The following is a 20,687-nucleotide window of genomic DNA, read 5'->3' on the forward strand; positions in this document are numbered from 1 at the left end:
TCCTTTGTAGATTGGCCTTGCTGTTAAAAAGTGTCTTAGCAGAAGAAAAATAACTGCCAGCCTAAGCCAGCAGCCATTCTTATTTTCCCTTTGTATTACCCTTATCGGTTTTTTTCTTTTTCCCCACTGCATTTACCGCCGTAAGTATCACCGAGTTGCCTTCCCGACTTACTTCTAAGCGGTAATCAATTATTCCCTGTTTATAAAGTTCAACCTTAAGTTCCAACAGGGCTTTGCCTATCTGTTCCTGAAGTTCAGGCGTAAAAAATGAACAAAAGCCTTCATTTTCGGATTCTTTCTTAACTGATTTGATTTTGGGCCTATGAACAACCGTATCCTCCCAGGTATTTTCAAAAGTAACTTCTTCCTTGTAACCAGCAAACATCTCCTCATCCGTGAGGTTTTTACGAATTTTATTTTTACTCATTGTTAATCACCTGTCTTATTAATTTTTTGTATTAAACGCATAACCTACGTCACAAACCAGTGATGAAACACAAGGTGTGTGTAGGGGATATTGCATCAGCGAAGGGTGCTAATTCGGTGGGTTTAGTTTTTCAAAAAAGATCAAGGCCTAGGTAAGTTATAAACCCCTAAGCAAAACTTGCACTAAAAACCTATACTATGACCCTCTGTCAGGCTCCCAAAGCTGATGGCAGAGCTTTAGCCCCTTTTTGCTTATCAATAATATTTCTAACCCCGGCAAAGAAAATCCTGTTAAGAGCAATATATCCTTTTACTAATAATAATGCAGAATCATACTTTTTTCTTATTGAACTAACAAGTTATTACAGGTAAAATGGTAGTAATTGATAAAATTGGATTGTTTATGTAGAATTATTAGCTTAAGGAGATCGCAAAAATGTCAAGAAAACATCTATTGCCAGGATTATTAATTTCCCTATTGTTAAGTGCCGGCCCTGCCTTTGCATCTGATTATACCGTAAAAGAAGGGGATTCCCTTTGGCAAATATCTAAGAAATATAATATAAGTGTAGAGAAAATAAAATCTATAAACAATTTAAACAATGACCTCCTTTCAGTGGGACAAGTCCTTAGTATCGGTGAAACTTCAAACATTCAGCAACAACCCACCCAGAATCTAAAAACAACCCAAACTATTAGCTGGCTTCCTACAGAATCTACAGCATCTACGGTGGTTAGCCAGGAAAAACTTCCCTCTACTACAGCATATCGGCCTAATAACACCATATATAAGGTACAGCCAGGTGATACCTTAGGCACTATCGCACAAATACATGGTCTTAGCATTGAAAACCTGCGTCAGTTGAATAACCTGGAGGGAGATCTTATCTATGCAGGGCAAACGATAATGTTAAGAGATAGCGTTTCCCGGGGTGGGGATGTTAACCGTTCCGATTCCTTATTAGACAACTCCTCAACCCGTTATGGCCAATCAGTTGATTGGTTTGATGAAGGAATCAATATACTAAAACCCAATCGTAGCTTTACTGTCACCGATACTGCATCAGGTAAAACATTAAGGTTGCAAGTGCTAGGAGGGAGCAACCACTGTGATGTGGAGCCCCTGACTAAAGAGGACACTGATACAATGTTAAGCCTTTTTAACTCTTGGACTTGGACCCCAAGGCCAGTTTGCATTCATATAGATGGCAAAGATATTGCAGCTTCCCTCTCGGGCATGCCCCATACAACCATAGAAAACATAAAAGATAATGAAGTTACCGGGCATTTTGATATGTATTTGCACAACAGCAAGCCCCACGGCAGTGGAGTATCCCAAAGTTATGTACAACAACATTATGATGCACTGGAGAAAGCAACAGAAAAATAAAGCGGCACCTGCCGCTTTTTTATTTTCCCTAAAGGTTTTTTAATTTTTTACCTCAGAAGCCTTAAATTACCATAAATTCAGGAGCATGCAGAAGATAATAGAATATGTTCTTAATTTTTAAAGATTTCGATAACCTGTTCAAAGTGTTTTGAATAGCATGTAATAAAAAAATTATAGGAGGAGGAAAGACATGTCTAAACATAAAAACTTCTTCCCACCGGGCAGAGGTGTATATACAAACAAAGAGATACTAAAGGAATTTGAGAAATTTTTAACCAAAATAAATCCAAATATACAAAATAATTCCTCTCTAACTATTGCCACAAAGGAAAGTGAAACTGTTCAAGAAGAAATAGCATTCCACAATAAGCAAAACCCTCAATACCTAGAAAACATTGCAGAAGAAACTGAAGAGGAAGAAATCGCAGAAGATACAAATCATGATATACAGGTTTCTCAATCCTTTATTCCTGAAGATGATATTTATCAAATAATTGATCAAGAGATCCTTGACAATATTCTGGAAGATACACCTGATGAATCTGATATTGTAAAGGCAAAATGGATAAAGACAGAGGCCTTTGACAAAATCAAAGAGATTCTGCCTAAAGATGATGACTCTTTTAAAGAACATAAGGAAGAACTTCCAGAAATAATCCAAGAAGTGGACGCCATTGAAATAAGCGATGAGGAAGGTTTTCTTCCCCAGGGTGAATCTAAGGTTACTAAAACAGATATTATTTCACATAAAAAGGGATCCTTTATTTCTAAAAATTGTGCTGAAATAAAAAGCAAAGTTTTAGAAAGTTGTCTAAGTGAGGAGGCAACCAACCTCTTACCCATAATTGTTGAGCCAGTTGTAGCTAAAATCCCTGTGGTTCTAGCAGAATTTCAAGTACAATTGTTTTTAAATTCTACCATCAACCTTCCTGAGCCAGCCTTGGAAATTAAAGAAATCAAGAAAAATGTTAAGCTGGCCCAATGTTTACTTTTACAGGAACCAGGTGCCGTTACCAATCCAGGAAACCTATTCATTAAAGGTTTCCTCCGAAAAAATATTGATTATGCAACCCCTCAATGTACCAACTCCGAAGGTATTTGTGGTGATATCCGTCACTGTACCGTGGATGTCCCTTTCAGTTGTGTAACTACCGTTACCTACCAAACCTTACCCTTGCCGATAATGGAAAATAGTGTTACCCAATTCCAATTCAGCCGCAAAGAAAGATTGAGTGGCCCAGGTTTTGCTGAAAAGGATCAACTGTTATCGGGAGATATGACTGAGTTCAATCAAGTAAGTATGGAATATTTTAACGAGTTACCCTATTGTGAAATGGTTAATGCCAAGATTTTGGAATACGATGAGTTTATTGATAGAAGCCATCTAAATAGTGAGGAACTCCCCGTTGGTGAGAAGAAGTTTAGAAAAATTGAGGAAAAAGTAGTTCTTCACCTTACCCTTAAACTACTGCAAAATCAGCAGGTTTTGATAACTCCTGCCCCACAAATTCCTGAGGTATTTTCAAAGTCAGCACCTGACCAAACTTTAGATGAAAAAGTTATAGTAGAATCTCAAGTGGCTGTAAAAGAGAAAATCTCTATAGTTGAAGAAACCTCGGTTCAAGTGGGGGACATTGAAGAGGACATTAATATTGAATTAATTAATATTGCGAAATTACAGCAATCAATGGAAAATTTTTTAGATAAAGATGACGTTGAATCTTCTTAAATCAATAATTATAATGTGACAGGTTCTTAACAGAAAGTAGATATTAGAACAAATTTTTCTTGTTTTTTTCCCATTATGTAACACCGCTGGGTTGATTTGAATACCATGCACTATAAAACATTCAAGGAGGATTAGAGATATGTCCAACAATGATGCTTTTTGTAAGCAAGCATGTGTTAAAGTTACTGGTGGAGGTTCTCAGCCAACTTGCTCCAGCACATTTCCGGCTGTAACTACACCAGTTGCAACATTACCTGTTACCGTAAAAATTCCTGTGGTTCTATCGGAGATAACTGTACAGGTAAATCTGGATTCAATTATTACTTTACCGGAACCTGCACTGGAAATTAAAAATATCAAAAAACGGGTAAAGGTTACCCAATGCCTGCTCCTTCAGGAACCCACAAATGGTGACGTGGTTAGTAATGGCATGACAGGAACCTTGTTCCTAAAGGGTTTTGTACGCAAGAATATTGATTATGCAACACGGGCTTGCTCCAATACTGAAGGAGTTTGTGGCGATATACGTCATTGTACAGTTGATGTTCCCTATAGTTGCACAACAACAATTCCTTTTGCTACACCACCCCAAGCTCCCATTGTAAACACGCGGGAAGAATTTGAATTTTTCCGTAGACAAAAACTACCCCGTGGCGCAGGCTTTGCCGAAAAAGATAGCCTACTTTCCGGTGATTTCTCAGAATTTAACCAAGTAAGTGAAGAATTCTTTACGGAATTACCCTATTGTGAGCTTATTAGTGCAAGAATAGTTGAGTATGATGAATATCTCAACCGCACCAGACCTAATACCACTATTCCCTTTGAAGAAAAAGAATTTACCCAAGTAGAAGAAAAGATGGTTCTCTTTATTACCCTTAAAGTTCTGCAGAACCAACAAGTACCCATCAACGGTGCTGGCTAACTAATACAAAAGTTTAAATCAATACTTTTTGTGAAGCAATCAGAAATCCCTCTGGTTGCTTCTTTTCTATTTGTTACCATATCATATACAGTCACAAAGGAATATGTTACCAAAAATGTTATAAATTTATTTTATACTAACCTCCTATAACCCTCACAAACCACTACTGAAAATACAGCGATTCATGGAACCTATGTATCGTATAGTGCATCAGTGGGGGGTGCTATTGTTAAGGTTTGTTCCCTAATAAGCCCAAGGCCCATGGGCTTTTCCAAAGTTTTAAAGCTGACGACTGAAGGCTAAAGGCAAATTGATATTAACGTAATAGATATTGGCACTAAAGAGATCATCTTCCTTTAGATAGTTTTTTTGGCTTATTTTCCATTTTTATGTATCAAATATTATCAAAATTGAATAGCATGCAGTAACATATAAAGGAGGATTGATAATATGTCAGGATGCTGCCCACCCTTTAAACCAAATAAAATTGTTTCTGGCGGAGTACAGTGTGAATGTAACAGTACAACACTTCCCATCACAGGCATTACAACAGGTGCCACCGTTAAAATCCCTGTGGTTCTATCCCAACTACAAATTAATATTCCAGTAAACTCATTCATAAAATTACCAGAAAGGGCACTGGAAGTAAAATTTATCAAACACAAGGTTAAAGTTACCCAATGTTTGCTGCTACAAGATCCTAATGATAATGGCGGGACCAATGGCACCACCATGCTTTCCATTAAAGGATTTGTACGCAAAAACATTGATTATTCTACCCGTCTTTGTTCTAATAGTGAAGGTGTTTGTGGTGACATTCGCCACTGCACCGTGGATGTACCCTTCAGTTGTATGACACCAGTATCCTTCACCACCCCTCCAGCTACCTTACTAACCAATACGGTAGAAGAATTTGAATTTTTCCGCAAACAAAAGTTATTTGGCCCAGGCTTTGCTGAAAAGGATCATTTACTTTCCGGCGATCTTTCTGAATATAACCAAGTTAGCCAGGAATTCTTTAATGAACTTCCTTTTTGCGAACTGATTAGTGCAAGGGTTCTAGATTATACTGAATATCTTAATCGCCAACGTCCCCACGTCATAGATCTCCCCTTCGAGGAGAAGTTCTTTAAAGAAGTGGAAGAAAAAATGACGGTCACAATAGTATTAAAGATTTTACAGAATCAACAGGTTCCAATTGCACCTTTTCTAGGCGGCTAAATAATAATGCTTAAAAAACACCCAGACTCAGGGTGTTTTTTTCCCTTTTGTGTAACGGATTTATGGTCAGTGGAATAAATTAACATGAAATAAATAAAGGAGGTACTTTTTAGATGAACCAAAATGAGTTCAAGCAATACGTCAAAAACATGGTTAAATCCATGCTTGATAAAGTACCAAACTACTATGAACCAGATCTAACATCTGATATTCCTGATGATTTGCTTGAGGCATACCCGGATGGTTTACCTGATGATATTGCTGACCAAATCATTGAGGATTTATCGGGTAATCTGAGTGATTTAGAAAATTCATTAGGCTTTGGGAATAGCTGGGGTAAAGCCAATGACTGGGAAAATGTGCTGGATTGGGCTGAATCTGATGATTTTAATGACTTTGATGATTTTGACAAACACTGCGGCTGTAATGATGGTTCCTGGAACGATTCCTGTACCCCACACGATCTCTGTAAGCCTCATAAGCCATTTAAACCACAACACAATACACACTGTCATGATGACAAATTATTAAAATGCTTCATTTTTACTTGTATTAAGCTTAAACTTATTTTCTGCTTGCTGAAGCATAGGAAATTTGGTTTGAAAGAAATCAAAAGGGAAATTGCCCTGATTGAAAAGGCTATCTTCAGTCCTACCTTTGGCTTAAAGGAAATAAAACGAGAAGTACGGAACATCGAAAGAGGCGTATTTAGTCCGACCTTTGGTTTACCAGAAATTAAGCGTGAGGTAAGAAACATAGAGAATAGTGTCTTCAACCCCACCTTTGGTTTACCAGAAATAAAATCTGAAGTATCAGAAATCTTGAGTATTATTAGTAATCTGGACATTGATATCCCTGCTACATTGCTAATCGATATAAAATCAGAAGTTTCTTCCATTGAGTCTGCTGTCTTCAACCCGACCTTCGGTCTTCAAGAAATTAAGTCAGAAATTTCAATGATTGAAACCATTGTCGGCGGCATTATGACAGAAATTAATAATCCTACCTTTGGTCTACCAGAGATTAAGTCCGAAGTATCGGCTATTCAATCTGCGGTATTCAGTGAAACTTTCGGTCTTCAAGAAATAAAATCTGAAGTTTCCGAAATTCTTGCCATCGTAGTAGATATTGTACTAAATCCCATCTTTGGTCTCAGTGAAATTAAATCGGAAGTCTCCAATATTGAATCTGCTGTCTTCAATGAGACCTTTGGTTTGATTGAAATTAAATCTGAAATCTCCATGATTGAAACCATTGTTGGTGGTATCATGACAGAGATTAATAATTCTACCTTTGGTCTACCAGAAATTAAGTCCGAAGTATCGGCCATAGAATCTGCTGTATTCAGTGAAACCTTCGGTCTCAGTGAGATCAAAGCTGAAGTTTCTAATATTGAATCTGCTGTCTTCAACGAGACCTTCGGTTTGATTGAAATTAAATCTGAAGTATCGGAAATCCTTTCCATCATCAGCAACCTGGACATCGAATTCCCAACCACTTTGCTGTCCGATATCAAGTCCGAAATCTCAGCCATTGAGTCTGCAGTATTTAGCGAAACCTTCGGCCTCAGTGAGATCAAAGCTGAAATCTCCAATATCGAATCCGCTGTCTTCAATGAAACCTTCGGTCTAATTGAAATTAAATCTGAAATCTCCATGATTGAAACCATTGTCGGTGGTATCATGACAGAGATTAATAATCCTACCTTTGGTCTACCAGAGATTAAGTCCGAAGTATCGGCCATTCAATCTGCGGTATTTAGTGAAACCTTTGGACTCAGTGAGATCAAAGCAGAAGTTTCCAATATTGAATCTGCTGTCTTCAACGAGACCTTTGGTTTGATCGAAATTAAGTCCGAGGTATCTGAAATTCTGTCAATCGTCAGCAACCTGGATATCGAATTCCCGACCACTTTACTCTCAGATATCAAGTCTGAAATCTCAGCCATTGAGTCTGCAGTCTTCAGCGAAACCTTCGGCCTCAGTGAAATTAAAGCGGAAGTTTCTAATATTGAATCTGCTGTCTTCAACGAGACCTTTGGTCTAATCGAAATCAAGTCTGAAGTATCAGAGATCCTTGCCATCGTCAGCAACCTGGATATCGAATTCCCGACCACTTTACTGTCCGATATCAAGTCTGAAATCTCAGCCATTGAGTCTGCGGTCTTCAGCGAAACCTTCGGCCTCAGTGAAATTAAAGCGGAAGTTTCTAATATTGAATCTGCTGTCTTCAATGAGACCTTTGGTCTGATCGAAATTAAATCTGAAGTATCAGAGATCCTTGCCATCGTCAGCAACCTGGATATCGAATTCCCGACCACTTTACTGTCCGATATCAAGTCTGAAATCTCAGCCATTGAGTCTGCTGTCTTCAGCGAAACCTTCGGCCTCAGTGAGATTAAAGCAGAAGTCTCTAATATTGAGTCTGCTGTCTTCAACGAGACCTTTGGTCTAATCGAAATCAAGTCTGAGGTTTCCGAAATCCTGGCCATCGTCAGCAACCTGGATATCGAATTCCCGACCACTTTACTGTCCGATATCAAGTCTGAAATCTCAGCCATTGAGTCTGCGGTCTTCAGTGAAACCTTTGGCCTCAGTGAAATTAAAGCGGAAGTTTCTAATATTGAATCTGCTGTCTTCAACGAGACCTTTGGTTTGATTGAAATTAAGTCCGAAGTATCTGAAATCCTATCTATCATCAGCAACCTTGATATCGAATTCCCCACCACCCTGCTGTCTGATATCAAGTCTGAAATCTCAGCCATTGAGTCTGCGGTCTTCAGTGAAACCTTTGGCCTCAGTGAAATTAAAGCGGAAGTTTCTAATATTGAATCTGCTGTCTTCAACGAGACCTTTGGTCTGATCGAAATTAAGTCCGAAGTATCTGAAATCCTATCTATCATCAGCAACCTTGATATCGAATTCCCCACCACTCTGCTGTCTGATATCAAGTCTGAAATCTCAGCCATTGAGTCTGCGGTCTTCAGTGAAACCTTTGGCCTCAGTGAAATTAAAGCGGAAGTTTCTAATATTGAATCTGCTGTCTTCAACGAGACCTTTGGTCTGATCGAAATTAAATCTGAAGTATCAGAGATCCTTGCCATCGTCAGCAACCTGGATATCGAATTCCCGACCACTTTACTGTCCGATATCAAGTCTGAAATCTCAGCCATTGAGTCTGCAGTCTTCAGCGAAACCTTCGGCCTCAGTGAGATTAAAGCAGAAGTCTCTAATATTGAGTCTGCTGTCTTCAACGAGACCTTTGGTCTGATCGAAATTAAATCTGAAGTATCAGAGATCCTTGCCATCGTCAGCAACCTGGATATCGAATTCCCGACCACTTTACTGTCCGATATCAAGTCTGAAATCTCAGCCATTGAGTCTGCGGTCTTCAGCGAAACCTTCGGCCTCAGTGAAATTAAAGCGGAAGTTTCTAATATTGAATCTGCTGTCTTCAACGAGACCTTTGGTCTGATCGAAATTAAATCTGAAGTATCAACACTGTTATTTGAATTCGAAGGATTCTTGGAATCTCGTGGCCCAGCACAAAACCTTACCTCTGGTCCTTTCCTACAAACCAGCGGAGAAAACCAACTTGAAGTAAAACTTTATAACGCATCGGGTACGTTCCAGAGCGCAACCTTTGATGTCCTAAACGTAGACCTATGTCCAGTATCATTAATTAATACTGTTGCCTTCTTTAACATTACACCTTGTTGTGCAGCTAGTTCACAACTTAATATAGCTGGCACCGATAGAAACATTATAGTTAATCTAGAATTAAGTGCCACCTTTGGTCTTTTCCCATATGCTGTAACGAGATCAGATGGTACCAAGTTCACAGAGTTCTTCTCTGCTGACTTCCTCCCCTTAGGAACATTCTGTGTATAGAATATTCAACATGCCGGTAACCTTGGTTACCGGCTAGTTTTTTTATGTAAATCCTTTCTCAAAATCCCAGTCAAGTAACATTTATCATTCCTTGTCATATTATGTAAAAGAACCAATATAAAGGAGGAACTTTCTATGTGGAATTGGGATGAAAGCAATCCCTGGAGCAAATGGGGCAAAAAACAGCATCATGATAAGGATCAATGCCATCATGATCCCTTTGATGATGACGAGTATGAACAGGATCATTACTGCAACGATTTCGATTGTGGGCCCGATCCTGAGCTGTTACACAAAATCATCAAAGCAATTTGTATTTTAAAAAGAGAAATTGACAAATGTGAAAAAATACTTTGTGATCCCAGATTTGGTTTAAAGGAAATTAAGCGAGAGGTAAGAAATATCGAACGGGGAGTCTTTAGTCCTACTTTTGGTTTGCCTGAGATAAAAGCAGAGGTCTCTGAAATTTTAGACATTGTTAATGATCTGGATATTGAATTCCCAATTACTCTGTTAAATGATATTAAAGCTGAAGTCTCAAATATTGAGTCTGCTGTATTTAACCCCACCTTTGGTCTGCTAGAAATTAAATCTGAGGTATCCGCGGTTGAAACCATAGTGGGCGGCATTCAGGATATGCTTGATAACGGTACCTTTGGCCTTGTTGAAATCAAATCAGAAGTTTCTGAAATCCTGGCCATTGTTACTGATATCGTATTAAACCCTGTCTTTGGTATCAGTGAAATAAAAGCAGAAGTATCTACCATCGAAAATGCTGTGCTTAGTGAAACCTTTGGCTTAGCAGAAATCAAATCCGAAGTTTCCGAAATTCTCTCCATCGTAAGTAACCTCAATGTGGATATTGAAATCCCTATTACCCTGCTTAATGATATTAAATCAGAGATTTCTGCCATCGAGTCTGCTATTTTTAATCCCACCTTCGGTTTAGCTGAAATAAAAGCAGAAGTATCGGCCATTGAAAGTGCTGTATTTAATGCTACCTTCGGTTTACTGGAAATCAAATCAGAAGTTAGCCAAATTCTCGCTAATCAGATGGAAAGCCCCTCCCTCTTCCTAACCAGCGGTCCTTACCTGAGAGAGTGTGAAGAGGAAAACATCGTTGTTAAAGCCCTAAACAATACCACTGAACCACAAACTGTTACCTTTGTCGTACGTCCCCTTGGCTTTGCTCCACCTCTCTGCCCACCCTTTGCCACCGTAACCTTTGACCTTGAACCATGCTCCTCTGCAGAAGAGGTTCTGGATCTTACAGAAGTACCACTAAATGTTGAAATTAGGGCCATTCGTTCTAATATGGGAGTTCTTATTTATGCAGCAACCACCACTTGTTCCGGCAGAAAGGTAACTAATTTTAAACACTCAGACTTTGTTCCTGTTCCCACCTTCTGTCTGACTGTGTGTGACCCTGTATTTTAAACCACCTTAAGGACCGGCAAACTTCAGTTGCTGGTCCTTAATTTTCACCTCTTTGTTCCTCCTACATATAATGGCATATAACCGTCTTAGGAGGATTCTCATGATTTCACTTTGTATGATCGTTAAAAATGAGGAGCAAAATTTAGCCCGATGCTTAAAAAGTGCCAAGGATTGTGTGGATGAGATGATCATTGTAGATACTGGTTCCGAGGATACTACTGTATCCATTGCACAACAGTTTGGCGCAAAAATCTTCCATTATCAATGGAATGAAGATTTTGCCGCTGCCCGTAATTTTAGTCTCGACCAAGCCAAGGGTGATTGGATTCTTTATCTAGACGCCGATGAGGAATTGGAGCCTAATTGTTCTGAGCGGCTTAAGTCCCTTACAGAACGCTCTGATATAGAAGCCTATATCTTTCAAATTATTAATCTAACCGACAACAATGACCCATTAAAACATGTTAACGTTCGTATGTTTAGAAATAAACCTGCATACCGTTTTGAGGGTAAACTGCATGAACAAATTATCAGCGCCATCTCTTCCCAATCCAACGGTAGCCCTGTGATTAACTCAGGGATTAATATTCTTCACTATGGTTACCTGGCCTCTGAATTCATTGCTAAAAACAAAGCCCAACGCAACCACCGAATCAATATGAAACTGGTGGAACAGGACCCTAACAATCCCTTTTACCTTTTTAGTCTGGGTGGTTCTTGTGTTAACCTAAACAACTTGGAAGAAGCTGTGGCTAATTATCGTAAAGCCTTACAGCATGTTAACCTCAGGGCAATGTATGCCTCAAGTATCTTTGTTTCTTTGATCTCCTGCCTGCTGAAGCTGGGTAAAATTGATGAAGCAGTAGGGTATATTGAAAAATGCAAAGCTAATTATCCAGACTATGTTGATATTCACTATATAGACGGGGAGCTTTTTTATCAGTTAGGTCATATCAAGAGGGCTATCAATTCCTTTGAAAAATGCTTGGAGCTAGGTGAACAGTGCCAGGGGAGGTACACCTCCAGAACAGGCGTAGGCAGTTTTTTAGCCCATTTTAAGCTGGCCGAAATATATAAAAAAATGGAGAATTATCAAAGGGCCCTCCATTATCAATTACAGGGTCTAAGAATTAAAAACAATGATATACAGCAATTCGTTAATCTGGCAAAACTATTAAAAGTCGCTCTTAAGGATGGTAAGCAAGTTAATAAGATTTTAAATGAAAATGTAAAGCATGCAGATAAAAACACAGAGAAATTAATGCTGTCCCGGATGCTTTACGAAATTGAAGAATATGAACTGGCAATCGGGCTCCTTGAGCAATTACCCGAAATAAAATCTGAAGTTACTTACTATATGAGTAGGTCTCTGATAAAGATTGGCCGCTATCAGCAAGCCCTTTCATTATTACCTGAAATAAAAGACTCTAGCCAGAGACAGAAGATATTCCTGGAGTTGGTTTCAGGACTTTGGGCCGCGTCTCCCCCAATGGACCTAATACACTATTTAGAAAATCATCCCTCCCTGGAGGATGAGTTGTTTCAATATCTTAAAGCTATCAATGATTTGTTATTTAAACGAACACCGGAAATGAAACTTAATCCCCATAACTATTACTTCAACGAGATTATCAATCAATTATTAGAACATAAAGCATATACCGTAGTTTTAAGTATATTGAGTTTATGTGGTTTTGATACCACCGATATAATTAACTTTCTTATTGCAGATCCTCCCTATGAAGGGCGATTTGAGATGGCTGCACGCCTAGCAATACAGGAATTAAAAATTAACCAACGTAGTCCAGAAAAGTACTATGCCTTGGGTAGATATTTTTATAATCACCAGGAATATGAGTCCGCCCAAGCTATGGTCCACAAAGCTAGGGCTCTGCTTTCTAATCAAGGGGCCTATGAGAATCTATTACAGGATATTCATATAAAACAATCCCTTAACATGGTACAGGAGGCTCTAAAGCATTATCCTGATAATGCAGAATTTTTAGGCCAATTAATTAAACTTCAAATACAGGCAAACCACACTACACGGCTCAAGGGGGTGCATTAAGTGCCTACCATAAGCCTATGTCTCATCGCCAAAAATGAAGAACACACCATCGGGCGCTGCCTTAAAAGTGCTAAGCCCTTTGTGGATCAAATTGTGGTAGTGGATACTGGTTCCACAGATTTCACCGTAGAAATCGCTGAGGAAATGGGAGCAGAGGTTTATCATCACCTCTGGCAGGATGACTTTGCCCTAGCCCGTAATAAATCCTTGGAAAAAGCCACCGGAGAGTGGATTTTATTTTTAGACTGCGATGAAGAGTTAGATCCAAAGACCGCACCTCTTCTGAGAGAAGTGGTGAAAAGTGATAATTATGATGGTTACTGGGTGGATATGGTAAATCTGTTCAATAACAAGCCAAGCACACTTTTTCAGGGTTTTCGATTGTTTCGTAACAATCCTCTACATCGTTTTGAATGCCCTATCCATGAGCAGGTACTACCCTCGGTCATCCGTAACTCTTCCCCAGAAAAAATAGGAAAGTCTAATATAACAATTTACCATTATGGTTACGAAAATGACGAGACCGCCCATCGAAACAAAATTGAACGAAACCTCCGTATCCTGCAAAAGGCCATGAAAGACTACGGCAATACAGGCTTTATTCCTTTTTATATTGCTGTTGAGCAGCAAAAGCTAGGCAATTTTCAAAAAGCCCTAGAATATTATGAGATATCTCTAAAAAGAACCGATTTAAAAGAGTCCTACGCTCCAGCAATGATTCGAAGCATGGTAAACTGTTACTTAAATCTGGGACAATATCAGGGAGGCCTAGTTTTTGCCGATAAATACTTAAAGATTTACCCTAATTATACTGATTTAGTTTTCCTAAAAGGGATACTCTACTATAATCTTGGCAAAACATATGAATGTCTAACTTGTATGAATCAGTGTCTAGCTATGGGAGCCCCTCCCATACAACTCTTTTCGGTACAGGGTATAGCTGATGAAAAACCTAAAGAGATAATCTCTGAACTTATGGATAAGCTGCTTCAAGAAGCTCAGGAACTAGTAAATCAGAGGAAACCCAGCCAAGCATTTACAGTGCTAAATAGTGTATTTACTCAGTTAAAAGAGACACCATTTGAAGACACTTATAATAAAATGATACAAATAATGATAAATAAGTTTACAGGTGCCCAATAAACCAAACAAGAAGAAGGAGCAGTTTCCCCAGGATTGCTCCTTCTTCTTGTGTTAGCTGTTAGCTGTTGGCTGATTTTGGGACTTTGTTTATAGATGTCAAGTAGGTAAAAAAGAGGAAAGTGGGTAGCTAATCCGTTGTTGCGACCCACTTTCCTCTTCAAAAATAAGACCTAAATAGTTATAAAACAACTTCACAGTTATCACCAATTAGCAGGTTTAAAGCTTCTGCCACATTTTTTGAACGGTGAATTTTGCAATTATAACCAATTATGCTAGCCCTTAGTTGATCAATATTGGCCAGCTGGCAGTCTTCCATCACCACAGAGTACTGTAAGCTTACATGATCAATGTTAGTACCAGAACCGATAGCTGTATGGGGACCGATATAAGAGTTATTGATAATAACATTTTCTCCAATTCTAACCGGCCCACAGATTATGCTTTGTCTAACCTTTGAACCCTTACCTAACTCCACCTGACCCTTAAGCATACTCTCTTTATCAACTTCTCCCTCAATGTTTAACTCCGTTTGTTCTTCCAGAATAATGCGATTAGCTTCTAATAGCTCCTCTTTTCTGCCTGTATCCAGCCACCAACCGTCCATGACTCGGGCTTCCACCCGGTAGTTCAGATCTATCAGTTTTTGTATAGCATCAGTTATTTCTAGTTCCCCACGTTTCGATGGACTAATACAGTTAACTGCTTGATGAATGACAGATTTAAATAGGTAAACTCCTACAACAGCTAGGTCACTGGGTGGTATCTGGGGTTTCTCCACCAAATTAACAATTAGATTATTTTCATCTATGACAGCTACCCCGAATCTACTGGGATCCCTTACTTGCTTTAACTGAATAATAGCCTCTGCTTGGGAATTTTTAAATTCAGTTACAATCTCCTTTATACCCTTTTGAATGAGATTATCCCCTAAAAACATTAAAAAAGAAGCTTCCCCCAAAAAGTCCCTAGCCTGTATAACCGTATCTGCTAGACCTCTCTGCTCTCTCTGCAAGATGTAGGATATCTGGCAACCAAACCTGGCTCCGTCTTCCAGTGCCTCACTAAAATAATGCATGTTTTCTGGGCTAACAACAATTCCAATATCAAAAATACCCGCTTCTACAATTTGCTCCAAAATATAGTGCAATATTGGTTTATTAGCCACAGGAACCAGTGGTTTCGCTATGGTATGAGTCAAAGGGCGTAAGCGGGTTCCCTTTCCACCACAGGGTATTAACGCTTTCACATACATGACCTCACTTATTTCAGCCTGATTAGCACTCATAGATAACTGTAACAGGCCTATTTTTCCATCTGTACATTATATGTAATAGGAAAGATAGGTGCTAATATTTTTAGCCTTCAGTCCTCAGCTTTCAGTTATCAGCTTGGGACCACGGCCCTAAGCTTTTTTCATATCTCACTTCGTTAATTCAGGTTCATGACTGTATAACCTTACCAACTTACCAACTGTCCAACTAACTAAAACACTTTTCTTCCTAAATAAACATATAGTGAATAAAGATAGCTATGTGCAAAGACAAGGAAAAAAGCTCAGGGCTCGTGGCACACGACCAAATAGACTCCATTAAAAATCCCTATATAAAAAACTGACGGCTGATGGCTGAAGGCTAATCTGTTTGCCGAACCATAATTTTTACGTGTATAGATTATCAGTATAGATAATCAGTATAAATTCAGGGAGGTATTACGTTTTGACTTTAGTTAACTTCTTTAGAGCTCGGGAATTTCAACTGCGAGTAGTTCGCCAAAAATATATAACAAGACAGCAATTGCAAAAACAGCCTCATAAATTCAATAATATTCTTCATGTGGTATATCTATTGGGCCATGTAAGTGTATGTGGTGGTGTGAAAGTTATTCTGGAGCATGCCAATGAACTGTTTAAGGTTGGGGCACAGGTAAGTCTTTTGTCTCATTTTCCTAGGCCAGATTGGTTTGACATAAAAGCTGATTATATTCAGATTCCCTTTGGCCTTGAACTTGCCCGGGGCATTCCAGCTGATTGTGATTTGGTGGTTGCCACATATTGGGACCAGTTAGCCGCCTGTGTGGAAGCCTGTGCGGCCCCCGTAGTGTATTTTGAACAGGGAGACTTTCATTTATGGGATTGGGAAAGAGTAAGTGAAGATAAACAAAAACTTATTTATCATCTCTATCAACTGCCCTCCTATATCATTACCTGCTCCCATACCGGAGCAAAAAAAATTAAGGAAGTCTTTCAGCGGGATGCGCTGGTTTTTCATAACGCCCTTAATAACGAGGTGTTCTTTCCTAAAAAAGAGCTGTCTAAGGAAAAATGGATTTTAGGTGTGGGTAGTGAGCACACGAAATTTAAGCGTATCCCTGACATTTGGCAGGCCTGCCAAATTGTCCAGAGTAAAGGGTATGACATACATTTTAAATGGGTAACCCAGAGCAACCCCACTAAACCTCTAGGAACAGTAGTTGTCAACCCACCTCAACCTATTTTGGGCGACATCTACCGCCAGGCCCAAATTTATATTTGTGCTTCGGAATACGAGACCTTTCCATTGCCTCCCCTGGAAGCAATGGCTTGCGGTACGCCAGTCATTACAACAGCCAATGACGGTGCGCTAGCCTATGCCGTAGATAGAGAAAACTGTTTATATTTTACATGTGGTGATACAGACCAACTGGCAAATAAAATCATAACTCTTTTGGAGGATCAAGGGCTATACAATCACTTACAACAAAACGGCTATAAAACTGCCTCACGGTTTCAATGGCAAGAAATTATTTCCCAACTTAAAACTTTTTACGAAGAAGCAGCTCAACATCAAGCAATTCCCATCCATCAAGAAACTGATTGGGTAAAGCTAATGCCTATATCATTTAGCCCGGAGGATCAAAGGACCATTGCTCAGTTTTTGGGGCATACAGCCGCCGACTTAATCTATCTACCCTTTGTTTATGAGCTAAATGAGCACTGCAAACTAACCCGCTGGCACCCAATATTTCAAAGAAAATTAGCCCTCAGTGGTCAGGTGGATCATCTTTACCTGTCATTTCAGGTGCTCCCCCTGGAGGATCACCCTTATTACGAGGCTATCTCTGTCTTTGTTGCAGAAAATTACACAGAAGCCTTTCAATATTTTAAAAAACATCTAGATACAAATAACAACCCTCAGGAGGTAGCTGTTTTATTAAGATGGTTGATTTGGTGTCTCATCAAAGCAAAACTTTATTCCGAAGCGCAATCTCTGTTAAATAAAGGATTTAAAAACCACCCAGGATTTGCTGATCTATATTATCTATACGGCCTCCTTGTAAAATTATCTGGCAATGACCAAGAGTTAACAATAATCAGACATAACTTAACACTCCTTGGAGATGCAGTAGGTTTTCCTGAGTACATTAAAGATGTTTATACTCTCCTTTAGAACTAGCCTTTGCTCATTAGCTTTAGCTGTTAGCTATTATCAAAAGGCAACAATAAAATGACATCCATTACATTGCGTAAGGGATGTCATTTTATTTGCTAATGGCTAATGACCAACGACTAATAGCTAAGAAACAATTTAACCATCCTTTGGGCAGCAATGTTATCAGTCATATTTTCTAATATCCACTTTCTAGGTTGAAAGCTAGGTAAAATTTCCGGAGCACGTGTAAGAAAGGCCTCAAACTGCTCCAGCTCTTTCCATTCAACCCCTACCAAGGGATTTAGGTAGGGGCAAGAGGAAACAGTTGAATAATAGTCCACATCCTGATAGTGCTTCTTTAGCCTCTGGGGGTTCCATACCACTGTGGGTACATCCATGGACCAGGCCTCAGCCAGGGCCAGCCCTTGACTTTCACTGATACTGATGAAAACACCAAAGGCACTTCTGGTCAGAAGTTTTTTATAATCCTCTGTCTTGTATTGGCCATAAAGCAGTCGAATAGGCTGCCAACCGTGTTGTTTCAATTTGTCTTCAATCTCACAGATAAATTCTTCCGGCTCTGTTTTCCAATACACTAACACACGTTTCCCCTTGGGAGCATGATGCTTTGGTTGCCAGAAGCGTTCATTAATGCCAGCATACTAGCAAACATGTAACCAAATTAACCCCTGCCCAATACTATGAAAAAGAGTGGTCTAGATTTATAAGTTGGGTGAGGTGTAGGATGAATATTTGTATTGTTGGGACCGGTTACGTTGGTCTGGTAACCGGAGCTTGTTTTGCCGAGATGGGAAATCATGTATGGTGCGTTGATTTAGACACGGAAAAAATCGCTGGACTTAAGGCCGGTGTAATGCCCATTTACGAACCTGGTCTTAAGGAAATGGTTATACGCAATAGTCAAGAAGGTCGCCTTTTCTTTACCTCCAGTCTAAAAGAGGGACTGTCAGATGCATTGTTTTGTTTTATTGCAGTGGGTACTCCCCCCCAAGAGGATGGCGCCGCAGACCTTTCAGCAGTGCAGGCCGTAGCCCAGGCCATTGGAAAAATCGTAGATCAATACCTTATTGTTGTTAATAAATCAACTGTACCAGTCGGCACTGCGGATCTGGTGAAAAGTATTATTAGACAAGAGTTAAAAGCACGGGGCATGGAATCATTGGAGGTTGATGTGGTTTCTAACCCTGAGTTTCTTAAGGAAGGGGCTGCCATTGAAGATTTCCTTCGCCCGGACAGGGTGGTCATCGGTTCAGATAATGTTCGAACCCTGGAATTGATGAAACGACTCTACGAACCCTTTGTACGTAATCAAAATCCAATTATAGGAATGGATATTCGGTCGGCAGAAATCACCAAATATGCTGCCAATGCTATGCTTGCTCTGCGGATTAGTTTTATTAATGAAATAGCAGGCCTCTGTGATGCAGTGGGTGGAGATGTAGCAAAGGTACGCCTTGGGATTGGTACCGACAGCCGTATTGGTATGCCCTTTCTTTATGCTGGCATCGGGTATGGCGGTTCCTGTTTTCCTAAGGATGTCCGGGAATTGGTAACCTGTGGACATCGTCATGGAGTCCCAATGAATTTGGTGGAAATGGCTCACCATGTAAATGAACGTCAAAAACGCTATCTCCTAGGACTGATTGACAAGCGTTGGGGGGAAGATCTTTCGGATAAGGTCTTTGGCATCTGGGGCTTGGCCTTTAAGCCACAAACTGACGATATGCGCGAAGCACCTTCGATTATTATTATTAATGAATTAGTTAACCGAGGAGCAACTATCAAAGCCTTCGACCCCGAGGCATTTGAAGAAGCTAAAAAAATTTTTTATTGTCATGGTGATAAGATTCAGTTTTCCAGTAATATGCTAGATGCCGTACAGGGTGTTGATTCGTTGATGTTACTGACAGAGTGGCATCAATTCCGCCAGCCTAATTTTACCGATTTGAAGCAAGTAATGCGGCAACCCATCATCTTTGACGGACGTAATCAATATAATCCTGAGCAACTACAGCAACTAGGCTTTGAATATTTCTGTGTGGGGAGAAATCGGTATGGCAAATAAACGTATTTTGGTAACTGGCGGTGCTGGCTTTATTGGTTCTCACCTGTGTGAGTATCTGCTCAAGCAAGGTGAGGAAATACTTTGTCTTGACAACTTCTTCACTGGCAGTAAAGACAATGTAAAGCATTTAATGAAACACCCCAAATTTGAGTTGATTCGTCATGATGTGGTGGAACCAATCCTTTTGGAAGTGGATCAAATCTATAATTTGGCCTGCCCCGCCTCCCCTGTCCACTACCAATATAATTCCATCAAGACTGCTAAAACCAGTATCTTAGGGGCCCTGAACATGTTGGGACTGGCTAAACGGGTTAAGGCTACGATTCTTCAAGCTTCTACCAGTGAAGTTTACGGTGACCCCTTGATCCATCCTCAGCGAGAGGATTATTGGGGTAATGTTAACCCCAACGGGTTGCGATCCTGTTATGATGAAGGAAAGCGTTGTGCCGAAACCTTGTTTTTTGATTATCATCGGCAGCATGCTTTAAATATAAAAGTGGTTCGCATCTTTAATACCTATGGTCCCAGAATGCATCCCCAGGATGGCCGTGTAGTAAGTAATTTTATTATGCAGGCCTTGACCGGGCAAGATATTACCGTCTATGGCAATGGCCTACAGACCCGCTCTTTCTGTTATGTTGATGACCTGGTAATGGGATTGGTGCAGATGATGGATCAATCTGCTGATTTTACTGGACCAGTAAATTTAGGAAACCCTGGAGAATTTACCATACTTGAATTAGCCAACAAAGTTATAGAGATGACCAGTTCCAAGTCTAAGATTACCTTTAGGCCACTGCCCCAGGATGACCCAGTGCAACGCCGTCCGGATATTTCTATAGCTACGGAAAAACTTAACTGGAACCCGTCAGTTCAACTGGAGGAAGGTTTAAAGAAAACAATTGAATATTTTAAGACTATGATCTAAGACAAAAACCCTGGCGAGCACCAGGGTTTTCTCTTTCATA

At 39.7% G+C, this 20,687-nt stretch carries 14 protein-coding genes; 11 read left to right on the top strand and 3 right to left on the bottom strand.

Translation table 11 applies throughout. The features are described 5' to 3' along the window. Positions 1-79 precede the first annotated feature (79 nt). Positions 80-427, bottom strand: coding sequence for a hypothetical protein (locus ACYQ03_RS14500; RefSeq protein ID WP_459910633.1), 348 nt, complete (start codon positions 425-427; stop codon positions 80-82). A gap of 435 nt (positions 428-862) precedes the next feature. On the opposite strand from ACYQ03_RS14500, the gene ACYQ03_RS14505 reads away from it, so the two are divergent. The 8 genes from ACYQ03_RS14505 (at position 863) to ACYQ03_RS14540 (ending at position 14,226) form a co-directional block, all read left to right on the top strand. Then, the gene (locus ACYQ03_RS14505) at positions 863-1,816 is read left to right on the top strand and encodes a LysM peptidoglycan-binding domain-containing protein (protein WP_459910634.1); all 954 of its coding nucleotides are present in this window, start codon (positions 863-865) and stop codon (positions 1,814-1,816) included. A 190-nt stretch (positions 1,817-2,006) separates the two neighbouring features. Further along, the gene (locus tag ACYQ03_RS14510) at positions 2,007-3,545 is read left to right on the top strand and encodes a CsxC family protein (protein WP_459910635.1); all 1,539 of its coding nucleotides are present in this window, start codon (positions 2,007-2,009) and stop codon (positions 3,543-3,545) included. Positions 3,546-3,684: 139 nt separating this feature from the next. Then, a complete protein-coding gene (locus tag ACYQ03_RS14515; protein WP_459910636.1) occupies positions 3,685-4,467 on the top strand; it encodes a CsxC family protein in 783 nt (260 codons plus the stop codon). A 450-nt stretch (positions 4,468-4,917) separates the two neighbouring features. Further along, positions 4,918-5,688: a CsxC family protein gene (locus ACYQ03_RS14520; protein WP_459910637.1), complete on the top strand. Its 771-nt coding sequence runs from the start codon at positions 4,918-4,920 to the stop codon at positions 5,686-5,688. A 113-nt stretch (positions 5,689-5,801) separates the two neighbouring features. Beyond that, positions 5,802-9,578: a hypothetical protein gene (locus ACYQ03_RS14525; protein ID WP_459910638.1), complete on the top strand. Its 3,777-nt coding sequence runs from the start codon at positions 5,802-5,804 to the stop codon at positions 9,576-9,578. 135 nt (positions 9,579-9,713) lie between these two features. After that, the gene (locus ACYQ03_RS14530; RefSeq protein ID WP_459910639.1) at positions 9,714-11,015 is read left to right on the top strand and encodes a hypothetical protein; all 1,302 of its coding nucleotides are present in this window, start codon (positions 9,714-9,716) and stop codon (positions 11,013-11,015) included. Positions 11,016-11,115: 100 nt separating this feature from the next. Further along, positions 11,116-13,083, top strand: a complete 1,968-nt coding sequence (locus tag ACYQ03_RS14535) for a glycosyltransferase (RefSeq protein WP_459910640.1) — start codon at positions 11,116-11,118, stop codon at positions 13,081-13,083. Then, complete coding sequence (locus ACYQ03_RS14540; protein WP_459910641.1) at positions 13,084-14,226, top strand: glycosyltransferase family 2 protein; 1,143 nt, start codon at positions 13,084-13,086, stop codon at positions 14,224-14,226. Positions 14,227-14,404: 178 nt separating this feature from the next. Here the strand turns inward: ACYQ03_RS14540 and ACYQ03_RS14545 are convergent, their stop codons facing one another. Further along, a complete protein-coding gene (locus tag ACYQ03_RS14545; RefSeq protein ID WP_459910642.1) occupies positions 14,405-15,472 on the bottom strand; it encodes a glucose-1-phosphate thymidylyltransferase in 1,068 nt (355 codons plus the stop codon). Between the two features lie 469 nt (positions 15,473-15,941). Between ACYQ03_RS14545 and ACYQ03_RS14550 the strand changes: the two genes are divergently transcribed. Beyond that, positions 15,942-17,651, top strand: coding sequence for a glycosyltransferase (locus ACYQ03_RS14550; RefSeq protein WP_459910643.1), 1,710 nt, complete (start codon positions 15,942-15,944; stop codon positions 17,649-17,651). A 119-nt stretch (positions 17,652-17,770) separates the two neighbouring features. Here ACYQ03_RS14550 and ACYQ03_RS14555 read toward each other — a convergent pair whose 3' ends face one another. Continuing rightward, positions 17,771-18,235, bottom strand: coding sequence for a glycosyltransferase family protein (locus tag ACYQ03_RS14555; protein ID WP_459910644.1), 465 nt, complete (start codon positions 18,233-18,235; stop codon positions 17,771-17,773). A gap of 143 nt (positions 18,236-18,378) precedes the next feature. Between ACYQ03_RS14555 and ACYQ03_RS14560 the strand changes: the two genes are divergently transcribed. Next, a complete protein-coding gene (locus tag ACYQ03_RS14560; protein WP_459910645.1) occupies positions 18,379-19,719 on the top strand; it encodes a UDP-glucose dehydrogenase family protein in 1,341 nt (446 codons plus the stop codon). Then, complete coding sequence (locus tag ACYQ03_RS14565; RefSeq protein WP_459910646.1) at positions 19,709-20,647, top strand: UDP-glucuronic acid decarboxylase family protein; 939 nt, start codon at positions 19,709-19,711, stop codon at positions 20,645-20,647. Before ACYQ03_RS14560 ends, ACYQ03_RS14565 begins: the two co-directional genes overlap by 11 nt. Positions 20,648-20,687: the final 40 nt, after the last annotated feature.

The organism is Desulfotomaculum defluvii (assembly GCF_054657375.1).

Coding starts and splice junctions, on each gene's coding strand:
- ACYQ03_RS14500 (WP_459910633.1), bottom strand. CDS start 427: ATGAGTAAAAATAAAATTCGTAAAAACCTCACGGATGAGGAGATGTTT.
- ACYQ03_RS14505 (WP_459910634.1), top strand. CDS start 863: ATGTCAAGAAAACATCTATTGCCAGGATTATTAATTTCCCTATTGTTA.
- ACYQ03_RS14510 (WP_459910635.1), top strand. CDS start 2,007: ATGTCTAAACATAAAAACTTCTTCCCACCGGGCAGAGGTGTATATACA.
- ACYQ03_RS14515 (WP_459910636.1), top strand. CDS start 3,685: ATGTCCAACAATGATGCTTTTTGTAAGCAAGCATGTGTTAAAGTTACT.
- ACYQ03_RS14520 (WP_459910637.1), top strand. CDS start 4,918: ATGTCAGGATGCTGCCCACCCTTTAAACCAAATAAAATTGTTTCTGGC.
- ACYQ03_RS14525 (WP_459910638.1), top strand. CDS start 5,802: ATGAACCAAAATGAGTTCAAGCAATACGTCAAAAACATGGTTAAATCC.
- ACYQ03_RS14530 (WP_459910639.1), top strand. CDS start 9,714: ATGTGGAATTGGGATGAAAGCAATCCCTGGAGCAAATGGGGCAAAAAA.
- ACYQ03_RS14535 (WP_459910640.1), top strand. CDS start 11,116: ATGATTTCACTTTGTATGATCGTTAAAAATGAGGAGCAAAATTTAGCC.
- ACYQ03_RS14560 (WP_459910645.1), top strand. CDS start 18,379: ATGAATATTTGTATTGTTGGGACCGGTTACGTTGGTCTGGTAACCGGA.
- ACYQ03_RS14565 (WP_459910646.1), top strand. CDS start 19,709: ATGGCAAATAAACGTATTTTGGTAACTGGCGGTGCTGGCTTTATTGGT.